Origin of the sequence: Actinosynnema sp. NPDC053489 (genome assembly GCF_044544865.1) — a bacterium.
Classification (GTDB): domain Bacteria; phylum Actinomycetota; class Actinomycetes; order Mycobacteriales; family Pseudonocardiaceae; genus Actinosynnema.
This window is the reverse complement of the sequence record NZ_JBITXT010000011.1, coordinates 112990-127350: the sequence shown is the minus strand read 5'-3', so window position 1 is coordinate 127350 and position 14361 is coordinate 112990. Positions and strand designations below refer to the sequence as shown.

Here is a 14361-nt window from a genome sequence, read left to right as displayed (position 1 = left end):
GGCAACCCTTCCGCGCGCCGCCACGTCTTCCCAGTGGGTGGACTTTCCACCCGCGAATCTCGGGGGAGATCGTCATGAGGAAATTCGTCGCCACGATCGCGGTGGCCGCCGCCGTGCTCACCTTGGGGGGAACGGCCGTCGCGCAGGCCGCCGACGTCACCACGTGCAGGTCCGCGAACCTCGCCATCGGGTTCGGCCGCGTCGAGGGGGCGGCCGGCACCGTGTACCGGGAGGTCGTGCTCACCAACCGCGGCTCGGGCTCGTGCGTGCTGCGGGGCTTCCCCGGCGTGTCCTACGTGGACTCCGCCGGCAACCAGGTCGGCGCGGCGGCCGTGCGCGTCGGCGAGCGCGGTCCGCTGCTCACCCTGTCGCCCGGCGCGGCCGCGATCTCGGACGTCGGCTTCGCCCGGGTGGACAACTTCGACCCGGACGCGTGCCGCAAGACGCCCGTGTGGGGCATCCGCGTGTTCCCACCGGACGAGACCGCGCCGCTGTACCTGCCGATGACCGACCAGTACGGCTGCGCCGGGGACGTCAGCGCGTTCGGCGCTCAACTGACCGTCGCGAGCGTGCGGAGCTGAGCGCGCACCCAGTCGGCCACCGCGGGTGCGTCCGGTGTGTCCACCAGGGACTGGCTGATCACCGGTAGCTCGCCGCGCATCCGGTGGGCGTCGGCCGTCATGACGCCGAGGTCGGCGCCCACCAGCGGCGCGAGGTCGGTCTTGTTGATCACCAGCAGGTCCGCGGTGGTCACGCCCGGGCCGCCCTTGCGCGGCACCTTGTCGCCGCCCGCCACGTCCACCACGAAGATCTGCCGGTCCACCAGGCCCCGGCTGAACACGGCGGTCAGGTTGTCGCCGCCGCTCTCGATGATGACCAGCTCCAGACCGGGCACCCGGTGCTCCAGCAGCTCCACCGCGTCCAGGTTGGCGGTGATGTCGTCGCGGATCGCGGTGTGCGGGCACGCGCCGGTCTGCACGGCCTCGATGCGCTCGACGTCGAGCACCCCGGCGGCGCGCAGGAAGTCGGCGTCCTCGGTGGTGTAGATGTCGTTGGTGACGACGGCGAGGTTCACGCTGCCGCCCAGCGCCCGGCACAGCGCCGCCGTCAACGCGGTCTTGCCGCTGCCGACCGGGCCGCCGATGCCGAGGCGCACGGCGCGGTGGGCGTGGTCGTGCGGGTGGTGCGGGTCGTGGCCCGCGTCGGCCGGGTCGAAGTTCACCGGGTGCACGTGGTCAGCTGACAAAGAGACGCACCTCTTCCGAGTGGTGGCGGTCGTGGGCTTCGGCGAGCAGGTCGAGCCCGGGCGCGCCGGGCGCGGGCAGGTCCCCGGGCGGGGTGCCGGCGTGGTCGGCGGCCGTCGCGGCGATCGCGTCGATCAGGGGCGCGAGCCGCGCCAGCACCGCGTTCACCCCGAACGGGTCCAGGCCCAGCAGCCGGATCGCGCCCGTCGCCGGCCCCGTCACGGCGTGGTAGGCGACGGTCTGCGCGGCCTCGAACGGCTCGCCCACGAGCACGCCCACGATGACGGGGTGGTGCGGCCGGGGCGTGGCCCGCAGCAGCTCCGCCAACGCGGCCGTCGGCCACGCCCGCCGGGCCGCCCGCGCGATCCCGCGCCCCTGCACCCGCGAGGCGTTGCGCTGCGCGGGCGACGGCGTGCGGGCGTCCAGCTCGGCGTCCAGCTCCGCGTACCGGCCGCGGGTGGCGGCGGAGGCGAACACCGCGCCCAGCGCGCCCGCCGTGCGCAACCGCCCCACCAGGAACGACCGCAGCGACGCCTCGTCGGTCACCAGCCGCCGCGCGACGGCCTCCTCCAGCCCCCCGGAGTGCACGTGGCCGCCCCCCGGGAACCGGGAGTCGGCGAGCATCAGCGCCGCGAGGTTCATCAGAACAGGAAGTAGCGCTGGGCCATCGGCAGCTCCGCCACCGGCTGCGGCTCGACCAGCTCGCCGTCGATGCGCACGGCGAAGCTGTCCGGGTCCACCTTCACCCGCGGCATGGCGTCGTTGAGCACCATGTCGGCCTTGGTGACGCCCCGCGTGTCCCGGACCGGCACGAGCGGCCGGGCCAGCCGCAGCACGTCGGCCAGGTCCGCGTCGACGGCCTCCCGGGAGACGAAGTGCACGCTGGAGCGCGCCGCCGACAGCGCGCCGAACATCGGCCGGGCGAACACCGGCTGCGGGGTCGGGATGGACGCGTTCGCGTCACCCATCGCCGCGTGCGCGATGAACCCGCCCTTGAGCACGACCGACGGCCGCACGCCGAAGAACTTCGGCTCCCACAGCACCAGGTCGGCGAGCTTGCCCACCTCCACCGACCCGACCTCGTGGTCGATGCCGTGCGCGATGGCCGGGTTGATCGTGTACTTGGCCACGTACCGGCGGGCGCGCAGATTGTCCGGCATCCCGCCGCGCCGCCGCTGCATCACGTGCGCGGTCTGCCACGTGCGGATGATCACCTCGCCGACCCGGCCCATCGCCTGCGAGTCGGAGCTGATCATGGAGATCGCGCCGAGGTCGTGCAGCACGTCCTCGGCGGCGATCGTGGTCGGCCGGATGCGGCTCTCCGCGAACGCCAGGTCCTCGGGCACCGACGGGTTGAGGTGGTGGCACACCATCAGCATGTCCAGGTGCTCTTCGAGCGTGTTCACGGTGTGCGGTCGGGTCGGGTTGGTCGAGGACGGCAGCACGTTCGGCTCGGACACCACCTGGATGATGTCCGGCGCGTGCCCGCCGCCCGCGCCCTCGGAGTGGTAGGCGTTGATCGACCGGCCCGCGATGGCGGCCAGCGTCGACTCCACGAACCCGGCCTCGTTCAGCGTGTCCGTGTGGATCGCCACCTGCACCCCGGACTCGTCGGCCACCCGCAGGCACGCGTCGATGGCCGCGGGCGTCGTGCCCCAGTCCTCGTGCAGCTTGAACCCGCCCGCGCCACCGGCCAGCTGCTCGCGCAGGGCGTCCTCGCGGGTGGTGTTGCCCTTGCCGAGCAGCAGCACGTTCACCGGCAGGTGGTCCAGCGAGGCGAGCATCCGGCCCAGGTTCCACGCGCCGGGCGTGACCGTGGTGGCCTTCGTGCCCTCGGCCGGGCCCGTGCCGCCGCCGATCAGCGTGGTCAGGCCGGACGCGATCGCCGTGTCCACGATGCCGGGGGTGATGAAGTGCACGTGGCAGTCGATGCCGCCGGCGGTGAGGACCTTGCCGTTGCCGGACACGATCTCCGTGGCCGGCCCGATGACCAGCGCCGGGTCCACGCCGTCCATGGTGTCGGGGTTGCCCGCCTTGCCGATGCCGACGATCCGGCCGTCGCGCACGCCCACGTCGGCCTTCACCACGCCCCAGTGGTCCAGCACGACGGCGCCGGTGATCACCAGGTCCGGCGCGCCCTCCGCGCGGGTGGCCACGCCCTGGCCCATCGACTCGCGGACCACCTTGCCGCCGCCGAAGATCACCTCGTCGCCGGCGCCGGCGCCCCGGCTGCGGTCCTCGGTGACCTCGATGAACAGGTCCGTGTCGGCCAGCCGCACCCGGTCGCCGACCGTCGGCCCGAGCAGCTCGGCGTACCGGCGGCGGTCCACGCCGGTCACCGGTCCAGCTCCCCGGCCCACTCCGGGCGCAGGCCGGGCACGCGCCGCGCGCCGGCGATCGGCACCAGCACGACCTCCCGCTCCACGCCCGGCTCGAACCGCACCGCCGTGCCCGCCGGGATGTCCAGCCGCTTGCCCCACGCGGCCTCCCGGTCGAACTTCAGCCCCGGGTTCGCGGCGGCGAAGTGGTAGTGCGACCCCACCTGCACCGGCCGGTCCGCCGCGTTGACCACGACGAGCGTGGTCCGCGGCCGGCCGGGGTTCAGCTCGACCGGCTCCTCGCCGGTGACGATCTCGCCAGGGACCACGGGCTGCTCCTCACACGATCGGGTCATGCACGGTCACGAGCTTGGTGCCGTCCGGGAAGGTCGCCTCCACCTGCACGGACTCGATCATCTCGGGCACGCCGCCGAGCACCTGCGCGCGCGTCAGCACGTGCCTGCCGCTGTCCATCAGCTCGCTGACCGTCCGGCCGTCCCGCGCGCCCTCCAGCACGTGGTCGGTGATCAGCGCCACCGCCTCCGGGTAGTTCAGGACCACGCCCCGCTCCAACCGGCGGCGCGCCACGTCGGCCGCGACGTGGACCAGCAGCTTGTCCCGCTCGTGCGGCGTCAGGTGCATGGTCGGTGGTCTACCACGGGAAACCCGGCCGCGCCCCGAACCGAAACAAGGGCTTAACGAGCGACACCGCTTCTGAATCGGTTCCTTGATCGTGACCGACGACACGCGCGGCCGTGATTGCCCGCCGGTTCGAACGGGAGCAAGGTTGCCCCGACTCTTCACTCCCGCCAGAGCAAGGAGCGCACAGCGTGGTGCAGACCGAGGACGACGGTTTCCGGCCGGGCCTGGAGGGCGTGGTCGCCTTCCGCACCGAGATCGCCGAACCGGACCGCGACGGTGGCGCGCTGCGCTACCGCGGCGTGGACATCGAGGACCTGGCCGGGCACGTGACGTTCGGCAACGTGTGGGCGCTGCTGGTCGACGGCCGCTTCGGGCCCGGCCTGCCGCCCGCCGAGCCGTTCCCCATCCCCGTGCACACCGGTGACGTGCGGGTCGACGTGCAGGCCGCGCTCGCCATGGTCGCGCCCATCTGGGGCTACCAGCCGCTGCTGGACATCACCGACGAGCAGGCCCGCGAGCAGCTCGCCCGCGCCTCCGTCATGGCCCTGTCCTACGCGGCGCAGTCCGCCCGGGGCATCGGCCGCCCCGCCGTGCCGCAGCACCGCATCGACGAGTGCACCACCATCACCGAGCGCTTCCTCACCCGCTGGCGCGGCGAACCCGACCCGGCCCACGTCAAGGCGCTGGACGCCTACTGGGTGTCGGCCGCCGAGCACGGCCTGAACGCCTCCACGTTCACCGCCCGGGTCATCGCCTCCACCGGCGCGGACGTCGCGGCGGCCATGTCCGGCGCGATCGGCGCGATGTCCGGCCCCCTGCACGGCGGCGCGCCCGCCCGCGTGCTGCCGATGATCGAGGAGGTCGAGCGCACCGGCGACGCGCGGGCGTTCGTCAAGGGCGTGCTCGACCGGGGCGAGCGCCTGATGGGCTTCGGCCACCGCGTGTACCGGGCGGAGGACCCGCGCGCCCGCGTGCTGCGGCGGACGTGCCGGGAGCTGGGCGCGAGCCGCTACGAGGCCGCGGACGCCCTGGAGCAGGCCGCCCTGGCCGAGCTGCGCGAACGCCGCCCCGACCGGGCGATCGAGACCAACGTCGAGTTCTGGGCCGCCGTGATCCTCGACTTCGCCCAGGTCCCGCCGCACATGATGCCCGCGATGTTCACGTGCGCCCGCACGGCGGGCTGGTCGGCGCACATCCTGGAGCAGAAGCGCACCGGCCGCCTCGTCCGCCCGTCGGCCAAGTACGTCGGCCCCGGCCCCCGCAAGCCGTCCGAGGTGCAGGGCTGGGAGCGGATCGCCTGACGACCCGGGCGAACTGGGCGTTTCCACCCCGGGTGGGGTGACCAGGGACACCCGCCTGTCACCGCCCGGCCACGCTGCTGCAACACTGGTGACCCCGGCAACGGCGCCGGTCGTGCCGACCCCCTCCCCGTAACCGGAGGCTTCGCGATGACCCAGACCGCCGACCCGACCACGTTGGTCCTGCCCTCCGACCTGCTGCCGTCCGACGGCCGGTTCGGGTGCGGGCCCTCCAAGGTCCGCCCCGAGGCCCTCGCGGCGCTCGCGGCCGAGGGCGCCGCGCTCATGGGCACCTCCCACCGCCAGAAGCCGGTGAAGTCCCTCGTCGGCTCGGTCCGCGCGGGTCTGCGCGAGCTGTTCTCGCTGCCCGAGGGCTACGAGGTCGTCCTGGGCAACGGCGGCACGACCGCGTTCTGGGACGCCGCCGCCTTCGGCCTGGTCCGGGAGCGCGCCCAGCACTTCACCTACGGCGAGTTCTCCTCCAAGTTCGCCAAGGTCACCAACGACGCGCCGTTCCTGGGCGAGTCGATCGTCGTCAAGGCCGACCCGGGCAGCGCGCCCGGGATCACCTACGCCGAGGGCGCCGACCTGGTCGGCTGGGCCCACAACGAGACCTCGACCGGTGTCGCGGTGCCCGTGTCCCGCCCCGCGGGCTCCGACGGCGCGCTGGTCGCCATCGACGCCACCTCCGGCGCGGGCGGCCTGCCCGTCGACCCGGCGGACTTCGACGTCTACTACTTCGCGCCCCAGAAGTGCTTCGCCTCCGACGGCGGCCTCTGGATCGCCCTGATGTCCCCGGCGGCGCTGGAGCGGGTCGCCGAGATCGGCGCGTCGGGCCGCTGGGTCCCGGAGTTCCTGTCGCTCACCACGGCCCTGGACAACTCCACCAAGGACCAGACCTACAACACCCCGTCCCTGGCCACCCTGTTCCTGCTCGACAACCAGATCCAGTGGATCCTGGGCAACGGCGGCCTCCAGTGGGCCGTGGAGCGCACCGCCGACTCGTCCTCGCGCCTGTACTCGTGGGCCGAGTCGACCTCCTACACCACCCCGTACGTGGCGGACCCGGCCCACCGCTCCCAGGTCGTCGGCACGATCGACTTCGACGACTCGGTGGACGCCGCCGCGGTCGCCAAGGTGCTGCGCGCGAACGGCGTCGTGGACGTCGAGCCGTACCGCAAGCTCGGCCGCAACCAGCTCCGCGTGGCCATGTTCCCGGCCGTCGAGCCGACCGACGTCAGCACGCTGACCAAGGCCGTCGACTGGGTCGTCTCCCAGCTCTGACCGCACCGGGGTGCCGCCTGCGGGCGGCACCCCGCCCGGCACTTCGGAAAGCCGCACCCACCTCATCCACCGACCCCCGAGGTGAACCTCGGGGTAACGGACGTGCGAACCCCGCCGACATACGGCAAGATCACACGAAGATATCGGTGACGCGGCGAGTCTCCACCGTCAAGGCGGCACGCCGCATTAACGTGAGTACTCGGCGAGGTGAGCCATCCGGGAGGCCATGATGCGAGCGTTGCGAGTCATCGGGCTCGAAGACGACGGCAAGTCCGTCATCCTCGAGGACCCGGATCGCGGCGAGCGCTTCGTGCTCCCCGCCGACGAACGGCTGCGCGCGGCGGCACGCGGCGACCTGACCCGGCTCGGCCAGATCGAGATCGAGGTCGAGAGCCAGATGCGGCCCCGGGAGATCCAGGCGCGCATCCGGGCGGGCGAGTCCGTGGCCCAGGTCGCGGCGGCGGCGGGCCTGCCGGTGCACCGGGTCGAGCGCTACGCCTACCCCGTGCTGCTGGAGCGCTCCCGCACCGCCGAGCTGGCCCAGCGGGCCCACCCGGTCCGCGAGGACGGCCCGGACGTGCAGACCCTCGGCGAGGTCGTGGCGCACTCGTTCGGCCTGCGCGGCCAGGACTACGCCGACGTGAGCTGGGACTCCTGGCGCGGCGAGGACGGCCGGTGGGTCGTGCAGCTGCACTGGACGGCGGGCCGCTCGGACAACCTGGCGCACTGGGCGTTCCACCCGGGCGCGCAGGGCGGCACGGTGACCGCGCTGGACGACGGGGCCATGGAGCTGATGGACCCGAACCCCAACCGCACCCTGCGCACGGTCCGCCCGGTGACCCAACTGGCCCGCCAGGCCCTGGAGCTGGAGAAGCAACCGGAACCGGAGATCCTCGTCCGCGAGGAGCCGGCTCCGCCGCCCCCGCCTCCGGCGGCCCCGGAACCGCAGCCGACGCCGGAACCGACCCCGGCCGCGGCCGAGGAACCGGTCCCCCAGCAACCGGCCGCCACCGCGACCAAGCAGCAACCACCCCGCAAGGACCCACCTCCGAAGCGGGGCAAGAAGAACCACCCGATCGTGCCCTCCTGGGAAGACGTCCTCCTGGGCGTCCGCTCCACCAGGGGCTGATCCAGGCACGTCCGGGGAAGCCGACCCACCAGGCCCGGTGTGACACGGGTGCGGGACGACGTGTCGTCCCGCACCCGTATCGCGTCGAGCCGAACAGCACCCCGAGCCGCGGCACCACCCACGCGTTTACCGCGCGTAACCGCCCGGGTATCCGCCGGCCATGCTGGGACGACTGGTATCCGGAGCCGCCCTGGGCGCAGTCCTGGGAGCCGCCTGGTGGGGTCTGCGCGAGTTCATCGCCTCGGGGGCCGTCTGCTCCACCGACGACTGGGACTGCCTGGCCCTGGGCCTGCTCGCCATGCCGGTGAGCCTGGTCGTCGGCATCCTCATCGCCTGGCCGGTCCTCCGGGCCGCCCACCAGGACCGCCCGCTCGGCTTCGCCGCCGTGGGCGTCACCTTCACCGCCGTCCTGACCCTGCTGACCGTGTGGGTCTCGATCCCGGCGGGTTCCGTCGCCGCCGGCGCCATCGGTTTCGTGCTGGCCGCCCCGGTGACAGCGCGGCACCCCGTCGGCCACACTTCCGCCCGTGACTGACGCCACCGGTCCCCGGACCCACCGCCCGACCGCGGGCGGGTTCGCGATGAAGGTGCTGCTGCGCGTCGTGATCTCGGCCTTCGTCGGTTCCGCGCTGCTGGTCGCCTGGATCTGGGCCTACCGCAGCGGCGTGCTCGACCGGGTGGTGAACGAGACCACGTTCGGCGAGTTCATCCTGCTGGTCGTGATCGGCCTGCCGATCGCGCTGCTGTTCAGCGCCCTCCTCGCGGGCCCGGTCCTGTGGCTGCTGAAGGTGCGCCCGGTGTGGCCGATCATCCTGGTCGGTCCGATCCTGCTGGGCCTGGCGCACTACTTCCGGCTCCCCGACCAGCTCACCGGCCTGGGTGACCGCTGGACCGTCCTGACCCTGCTCGCGGGCGCGAGCTACGGCGTCGCCGGCCTCCTCACCGCCCCCGCCCTCCTCCGCAAGCGCTGACGCCCCACCCGGCCGCCGTCAGCCGGGTGTCGGCACCGCGTCCAGCACCTCCTCGTCGAACCCCTCGAACCGGCACCACTCGACCGCCTCCTCCCGGCTGATGGGCCGCGCGCCCTCGGGCCGGGGCCCGCCGGCCACGTCCCACCCGTCGGGCGCGAGCACGTGCAACCGACCGCCGCGCACCGCCAGCAACCGCCCGCGCGGGAACGCCATGGTCGCCTCGGCTCGCAGGAACGCCACCTCCACCTTGACCTCCACCTCACTCGAGACTGCAGGGTCGAAGACGCGAAAACAGGATGCCGATCGTCGGTCACCCTTCGTACCGTCGGGGGTGGACCGGAGGGGGACTCGTGTCGGAAGACCGTACTTCCACAGCGGCCACGCTGCGCAGGTTGTGGCCGTACCTGAAGCCCGTTCGCACCCCAGTCGTGCTGGCGATGGTCGCCACCATGCTGGCGATGCTGTGCGGGCTGGGCATCCCGCTGATCACCCAACGCATCGTGGACGGCCCGATCGCCGACCGCGACCTGGGCGCGTTGCCGCTGCTCGTGGGCGTCGTCGTGGCGCTGGGCTGCGCCGAGGCCGGCCTGTTCTACGCCCGCCGCAAGCTGATCGCCGGACCGGCGTCGGACGTCGAGGCGCGGATGCGGGCGCGGCTGTACCACCACCTGCAACGCCTCCAGGTCGCCTTCCACGACCGCTACCAGTCGGGGCAGCTGCTGTCCCGCGCCACGACCGACCTGACGCAGGTGCGCCGGTTCGTCGGCTTCGCGGTGATCTTCCTGGTGGTGAACACGCTGGTCGTGCTGACGGGCCTGGGCGTGCTGTTCTGGCTCTCGCCGGTGCTCGGCCTGGTCGTGCTGGCCTGCACGCTGCCGCTGATCGCCCTGTCGTACCTGTTCGAGTCGCGGTTCAAGGTCGTGGTCCGCCGCGCGCAGGACCAGTCCGGCGACCTGACGACCGTGGTCGAGGAGTCCGTCCTCGGCATCCGGGTGCTGAAGGCGTTCGGCCGCGGCCCGCACCTGACCAAGCGGTTCATCCGGCAGGCGCGCGAGCTGCGCGACACCGAGATCGCGAAGGTGCGGATCTTCGCCGCGCTGTGGGCGGTGCTGATCGTGCTGCCGGAGCTGGGCATCGCGGGTCAGCTGGCGTTCGGCTCGATCGGCATCGCGAACGGCTCGGTCACCGTGGGCACGCTCGTCGCGGCCGTCACGGTGAGCGCCTACCTGCGCTGGCCGATCGACTCGATCGGGTGGTTGTTGGCGGAGACGAACTCGACCGCGTCCGCGCTGGAGCGGTTCTTCGAGGTCATCGACGCCGAGGTAACCGTGACCAGCCCGCCGGAGCCGCGACCGCTCACCTCCCCGGTCCGCGGTCACGTCCGGTTCGAGGGCGTCGGCTACCACCACCCCGGCTCGGACCGGGAGGTGCTGCGCGGCCTCGACCTGGAGATCCTGCCGGGCGAGACGGTCGCGCTGGTCGGGGCCACGGGCTCGGGCAAGACCACCGTCACCGCGCTGGTGCCCCGGCTGGCCGACGTCACGGCGGGCCGCGTCACGCTCGACGGCGTCGACGTGCGCGACCTCGACCTGGGCGAGCTGCGCCGCGTGGTCGGCACGGCGTTCGAGGAGCCGATCCTGTTCTCCGCGAGCGTCACGGAGAACGTGGCGCTGGGGGCGCGGGACGTGGACGGGGCGCGGGTGCGGGAGGCGTTGCGGGTGGCCAGGGCGGAGGAGTTCGTGGACGCCCTGCCGTGGGGCGCGGACACGCGGATCGGCGAGCAGGGCCTGTCCCTGTCGGGCGGTCAGCGGCAGCGCCTGGCCCTGGCGCGGGCCGTCGCCGGCCACCCGGCGGTGCTGGTGCTGGACGACCCGCTGTCCGCGCTGGACGTGCACACCGAGGCGGAGGTGGAGGCCGCGCTGCGGCGCGTGCTCAAGGGCGTGACGGCGCTGGTCGTCGCGCACCGCCCGAGCACGGTGCAGCTGGCCGACCGGGTGGCGATGCTGGCCGACGGCCGGATCGCGGCCACCGGCACGCATGCCGAGCTGCTGGCCGGCAACGAGGCATACCGGAACCTGTTGTCCACGATGGAGGACGAGGAGGTGGCGGCGTGACCGCGACCGACCACCAGCCGAACCCGGGCCAGGACGTCGACGAGGAGGCCTGGCGGGGGGTCGCCGCCGAGGACGTCGAGGACCTGGATCACGCCACCGGCGTGAAGCTCCAGGCCCGCTCCCGCCGCCTGCTCGGCGAACTGCTCCGCCCGCACACCAGGGCCGCGATCCTCGCGCTGGTGATCGTGGTCGCGGAGAACGCGGTGAACCTCGCCGGCCCGCTGCTGATCGCGGCGGCGATCGACTCCGGCGTCCCGGCCGCGCTCGACGGCCGCCCCGGGGCGCTCGCCTGGTGCGTCGGCGGCTACGTGGCCGCGGCGATCTCGGCGACGCTGCTGCGCTGGTCGTTCGTCCGGCTCACCGGGCGCATCGGCCAGGACGTGCTGCTGGTGCTGCGGGAACGGGTGTTCCGGCACGCGCAGCGGCTGTCGGTGTCGTTCCACGAGAAGTACACCTCCGGCAAGGTCATCTCGCGGCTGACCAGCGACGTCGACTCGCTGCAGGACCTGGTCGAGGAGGGCCTGGACGGCTTCTTCACCTCGATGCTGTCCCTGCTGGGCATCTCGGTCGTGCTGCTCTACCTCGACGTGCCGCTGGCCCTCGTCGTGCTGTCGGGCTTCCTGCCGCTGATCCTGCTCACGCGCTGGTTCCGCCGCCGTTCCGGCCGGGCCTACCGGCACACCCGCGGCGCGATCGCGAAGATCATCGTGCAGTTCGTGGAGACCATGAACGGCATCCGCGCGGTGCAGGCGTTCCGGCGGGAGCGGCGCAACGAGAAGATCATGGGCGAGCTGAACACCCGGTTCCGCGACGCCAACACCGACGCGATGGGCGTGATGGCGGCGTTCACCTCGCTCGTGCGGGTGATCGGCAACGTGTCGCTGGCCGTGATCCTCGCCTGGGGCGCGGTGCGGGTCGCGAACGGGCAGCTCGAACTGGGCGTGCTGGCCGCGTTCACGCTCTACGTGCGGCGGTTCTACGACCCGTTCGACCAGCTCGCCATGTTCGCCAACGCCTACGCCTCGGCCACCGCGGCGCTGGAGAAGATCTCCGGTCTGCTGGAGGAGCGGCCGCAGGTCCGCGAGCCGGAGGAGCCCACGCCGCTGGGCGAGGTCAAGGGCGCGGTCCACTTCGACGGGGTCGAGTTCCGCTACTCCGACTCGACGCCGGTCGTGCTGCCGCCGTTCGACCTGACCGTGCCCGCGGGGCAGACCGTGGCGCTGGTCGGCGCGACCGGCGCGGGCAAGTCGACGCTGGCGAAGCTGGTGGCCCGGTTCTACGACCCGTCGGCGGGCGCGGTCCGGCTCGACGGGGTGGACCTGCGGTCGGTGGCCGACGCCGAGCTGCGGCGCGCGGTGGTCATGGTGACGCAGGAGAACTTCCTGTTCGACGGGACCGTGCTGGACAACATCGCGCTGGGCCGGCCGTCGGCGACCCGCGAGGAGGTCGAGGCGGCGGCCCGGGCGGTGGGCGCGGAGGAGTTCATCCGGGCGCTGCCGGAGGGCTACGACACCGACGTGCGCAAGCGCGGTGGGCGGCTCTCGGCGGGGCAGCGGCAGGTGGTCGCGTTCGCGCGGGCGTTCCTGGCCGACCCGGCGGTGCTGGTGCTCGACGAGGCCACGTCGAGCCTGGACGTGCCGACGGAACGCGCGGTGCAGCGCGCGCTGGAGACCGTGCTGGCCGAGCGGACGGCGTTCATCATCGCGCACCGGCTGTCGACCGTGCTGATCGCCGACCGGGTGCTGGTGCTCGACGGCGGCCGGGTGGTGGAGGACGGCGCGCCGGAGGAGCTGATCGGCGGGCGCGGCCGGTTCGCCGCGCTGCACACGGCGTGGCGGGACTCCCTGGCCTAGGGCGCCTGGCCTAAGGCGCCAGAACGGTCGTGAGCAGGAGGGAGAGCCACGCGGCGAGGACGCCGGCCACCACGCCGTAGGCCACCCACCGCCACACCGGCACGTTGCGCGCCAGCCACACCGACGGGGTGATGCCGCCGACGACCAGGACGTTCGCCAGCAGCGCGAGCCACGGACTGGTCTCGCCCAGCCCGACGGACAGCGTGTAGACGGTGAACGCCACCACGGCGGCGACGATGAAGCTGACGGTGAGCCCGGTGCCCCAGGGGGTCGGCTCCTGGGGTTCCGCCTCGCCGTCACCGTGCCCGGAGGGGTGTTCGGGGTCGTCTTCCGAGCCCTCCGGGGTGGCGTCCCGCGGGCCGCCCTCGGGTCGGTCCGCCTCGTCGGCCGGGACGACCACCACCTCACCGGTGACCGGGTCCGTGTACTCCACCGGAGTGCCCATGTCCGCCGCCAACCTCCCCGCCAACTGACGTCCCCGCCTGGTCACGAGGGCGCTCGCCGCATCGTCCGAGGGCGTCTCCGCCCGTGCCACCGCGTCCGCCACCTTCGCCCACTCGTGCAGCGCGTCGGCGAGACCGGCTCCGAGCGGGAGGGTGTGCGGGTCGACTTCCCGCTCGCCCGCGTCGTCGCGGCCCGCGAGCACGGCCCGGCCGTCCTGCACCCGCAGTTCCACCTGCGTCCTCCTCTGCTCGGTGAGAACGTAGCGCGTTCAGGCGATCGCGTAGAAGGCGATCGCGGCGGCGGTCGCCACGTTCAGCGAGTCCACGCCCTCCGCCATGGGGATGCGGACGGCCACGTCGGCGGCCGCGATGGCCTCCTCGGTGAGGCCGGGGCCCTCCGACCCGAGCAGGACGGCGACCTTGCGGCCGCGCAACCCGGCGTCGGCGAGGCCGGCCGCGTTCGCCCGGGGCGTGAGCGCGGCGACCGCGAACCCGTTGCGGCGCAGCAGGTCGAACGCTTCGGGGAGGTTCGGCGCGGAGGCGAACGGCACGCGCAGCACGTGGCCCATCGAGACGCGGACGCTGCGCCGGTACAGCGGGTCGCTGCACCCCGGGCCGAGCAGCACCCCGTCGATGCCGAGCGCGGCGGCGTTGCGGAACAGCGCGCCCAGGTTCTCGTGGTCGCCGACGCCCTCCAGCACGGCCAGCCGCCGCGCGGAGGCCACGAGGTCGGCCAGGTCCGGTTGGGGCGCGCGGTCGGCGGCGGCCAGCACGCCGCGGTTGAGGTGGAAGCCGACCACCTCGGCCATCACCTCGGCGGACGTGACGTAGGCGGGCGCGGGCAGTTCGCCCAGCGCCTCCACCCGCCGCCGCACGCCGAGCAGCGAGCGCACCGGGTAGGGGGAGGCGAGCAGCCGTTCGACGACCACGACGCCCTCCGCGATCACCAGTCCGCGCCCGCCGGGACGGTCGGGACGCCGGTCGGCCGTCGACAGGTCCCGGAAGTCGTCCAGCCGGGGGTCCGCCGGGTCGTCGATCTCGATCACGCGTGCAGTGTCCCACCTG

General features: G+C 73.5%; 16 protein-coding genes. 8 read left to right on the top strand and 8 right to left on the bottom strand.

Translation table 11 applies throughout. From position 1 onward, the window contains the following. Positions 1-74 precede the first annotated feature (74 nt). The gene (locus ACIGNX_RS24700) at positions 75-581 is read left to right on the top strand and encodes a DUF4232 domain-containing protein (protein ID WP_396543057.1); all 507 of its coding nucleotides are present in this window, start codon (positions 75-77) and stop codon (positions 579-581) included. Here the strand turns inward: ACIGNX_RS24700 and ureG are convergent. From ureG to ACIGNX_RS24675, 5 genes are read right to left on the bottom strand one after another with little or no spacing between them, the layout of a single operon-like run. Next, positions 551-1231, bottom strand: coding sequence for an urease accessory protein UreG (ureG, locus tag ACIGNX_RS24695; protein WP_396543191.1), 681 nt, complete (start codon positions 1229-1231; stop codon positions 551-553). The genes ACIGNX_RS24700 and ureG overlap by 31 nt on opposite strands. Positions 1232-1235: 4 nt before the next feature. Next, positions 1236-1886 (bottom strand): urease accessory protein UreF, encoded by a 651-nt coding sequence (locus ACIGNX_RS24690; protein ID WP_396543056.1) that lies wholly within the window; start codon positions 1884-1886, stop codon positions 1236-1238. Beyond that, entirely contained in the window at positions 1886-3583 is a 1698-nt protein-coding gene (locus ACIGNX_RS24685; protein WP_396543055.1) for an urease subunit alpha, read from the bottom strand. The genes ACIGNX_RS24690 and ACIGNX_RS24685 overlap by 1 nt, the downstream gene beginning before the upstream one ends. Next, positions 3580-3891, bottom strand: coding sequence for an urease subunit beta (locus tag ACIGNX_RS24680; protein ID WP_396543054.1), 312 nt, complete (start codon positions 3889-3891; stop codon positions 3580-3582). Before ACIGNX_RS24680 ends, ACIGNX_RS24685 begins: the two co-directional genes overlap by 4 nt. Positions 3892-3901: 10 nt before the next feature. Further along, complete coding sequence (locus ACIGNX_RS24675) at positions 3902-4204, bottom strand: urease subunit gamma (protein WP_396543053.1); 303 nt, start codon at positions 4202-4204, stop codon at positions 3902-3904. A gap of 188 nt (positions 4205-4392) precedes the next feature. On the opposite strand from ACIGNX_RS24675, the gene ACIGNX_RS24670 reads away from it, so the two are divergent. From ACIGNX_RS24670 to ACIGNX_RS24650, 5 genes are all read left to right on the top strand, one after another. Further along, positions 4393-5505 carry a citrate synthase 2 gene (locus tag ACIGNX_RS24670; RefSeq protein ID WP_396543052.1) on the top strand — a complete coding sequence of 371 codons (1113 nt, stop codon included), beginning with the start codon at positions 4393-4395 and terminating at the stop codon, positions 5503-5505. Between the two features lie 147 nt (positions 5506-5652). After that, positions 5653-6786 carry a phosphoserine transaminase gene (gene serC / locus ACIGNX_RS24665; RefSeq protein ID WP_396543051.1) on the top strand — a complete coding sequence of 378 codons (1134 nt, stop codon included), beginning with the start codon at positions 5653-5655 and terminating at the stop codon, positions 6784-6786. A 229-nt stretch (positions 6787-7015) separates the two neighbouring features. Continuing rightward, positions 7016-7915, top strand: a complete 900-nt coding sequence (gene sepH / locus ACIGNX_RS24660; RefSeq protein ID WP_396543050.1) for a septation protein SepH — start codon at positions 7016-7018, stop codon at positions 7913-7915. A 160-nt stretch (positions 7916-8075) separates the two neighbouring features. Then, entirely contained in the window at positions 8076-8450 is a 375-nt protein-coding gene (locus tag ACIGNX_RS24655; protein WP_396543049.1) for a hypothetical protein, read from the top strand. Beyond that, positions 8443-8886, top strand: a complete 444-nt coding sequence (locus ACIGNX_RS24650; RefSeq protein WP_396543048.1) for a hypothetical protein — start codon at positions 8443-8445, stop codon at positions 8884-8886. Before ACIGNX_RS24655 ends, ACIGNX_RS24650 begins: the two co-directional genes overlap by 8 nt. Before the next feature lie 18 nt (positions 8887-8904). Here the strand turns inward: ACIGNX_RS24650 and ACIGNX_RS24645 are convergent, their stop codons facing one another. Beyond that, the gene (locus ACIGNX_RS24645; RefSeq protein WP_396543047.1) at positions 8905-9144 is read right to left on the bottom strand and encodes a hypothetical protein; all 240 of its coding nucleotides are present in this window, start codon (positions 9142-9144) and stop codon (positions 8905-8907) included. A 92-nt stretch (positions 9145-9236) separates the two neighbouring features. Between ACIGNX_RS24645 and ACIGNX_RS24640 the strand changes: the two genes are divergently transcribed. Next, the gene (locus ACIGNX_RS24640) at positions 9237-11000 is read left to right on the top strand and encodes an ABC transporter ATP-binding protein (protein WP_396543046.1); all 1764 of its coding nucleotides are present in this window, start codon (positions 9237-9239) and stop codon (positions 10998-11000) included. Beyond that, positions 10997-12853, top strand: coding sequence for an ABC transporter ATP-binding protein (locus tag ACIGNX_RS24635; protein WP_396543045.1), 1857 nt, complete (start codon positions 10997-10999; stop codon positions 12851-12853). Before ACIGNX_RS24640 ends, ACIGNX_RS24635 begins: the two co-directional genes overlap by 4 nt. A gap of 10 nt (positions 12854-12863) precedes the next feature. Here ACIGNX_RS24635 and ACIGNX_RS24630 read toward each other — a convergent pair whose 3' ends face one another. Continuing rightward, positions 12864-13529 (bottom strand): DUF2537 domain-containing protein, encoded by a 666-nt coding sequence (locus ACIGNX_RS24630; protein ID WP_396543044.1) that lies wholly within the window; start codon positions 13527-13529, stop codon positions 12864-12866. Positions 13530-13565: 36 nt separating this feature from the next. Continuing rightward, on the bottom strand, positions 13566-14342 hold the full coding sequence (locus ACIGNX_RS24625) for a TrmH family RNA methyltransferase (RefSeq protein ID WP_396543043.1): 777 nt from the start codon (positions 14340-14342) through the stop codon (positions 13566-13568). Positions 14343-14361 lie beyond the last annotated feature (19 nt).

Bases quoted from the DNA above. Each gene is read 5' to 3' on its own strand.
- serC (WP_396543051.1), top strand. From the start codon at position 5,653: ATGACCCAGACCGCCGACCCGACCACGTTGGTCCTGCCCTCCGACCTG.
- ACIGNX_RS24675 (WP_396543053.1), bottom strand. From the start codon at position 4,204: ATGCACCTGACGCCGCACGAGCGGGACAAGCTGCTGGTCCACGTCGCG.
- ACIGNX_RS24690 (WP_396543056.1), bottom strand. From the start codon at position 1,886: ATGAACCTCGCGGCGCTGATGCTCGCCGACTCCCGGTTCCCGGGGGGC.
- ACIGNX_RS24700 (WP_396543057.1), top strand. From the start codon at position 75: ATGAGGAAATTCGTCGCCACGATCGCGGTGGCCGCCGCCGTGCTCACC.
- ACIGNX_RS24655 (WP_396543049.1), top strand. From the start codon at position 8,076: ATGCTGGGACGACTGGTATCCGGAGCCGCCCTGGGCGCAGTCCTGGGA.
- sepH (WP_396543050.1), top strand. From the start codon at position 7,016: ATGCGAGCGTTGCGAGTCATCGGGCTCGAAGACGACGGCAAGTCCGTC.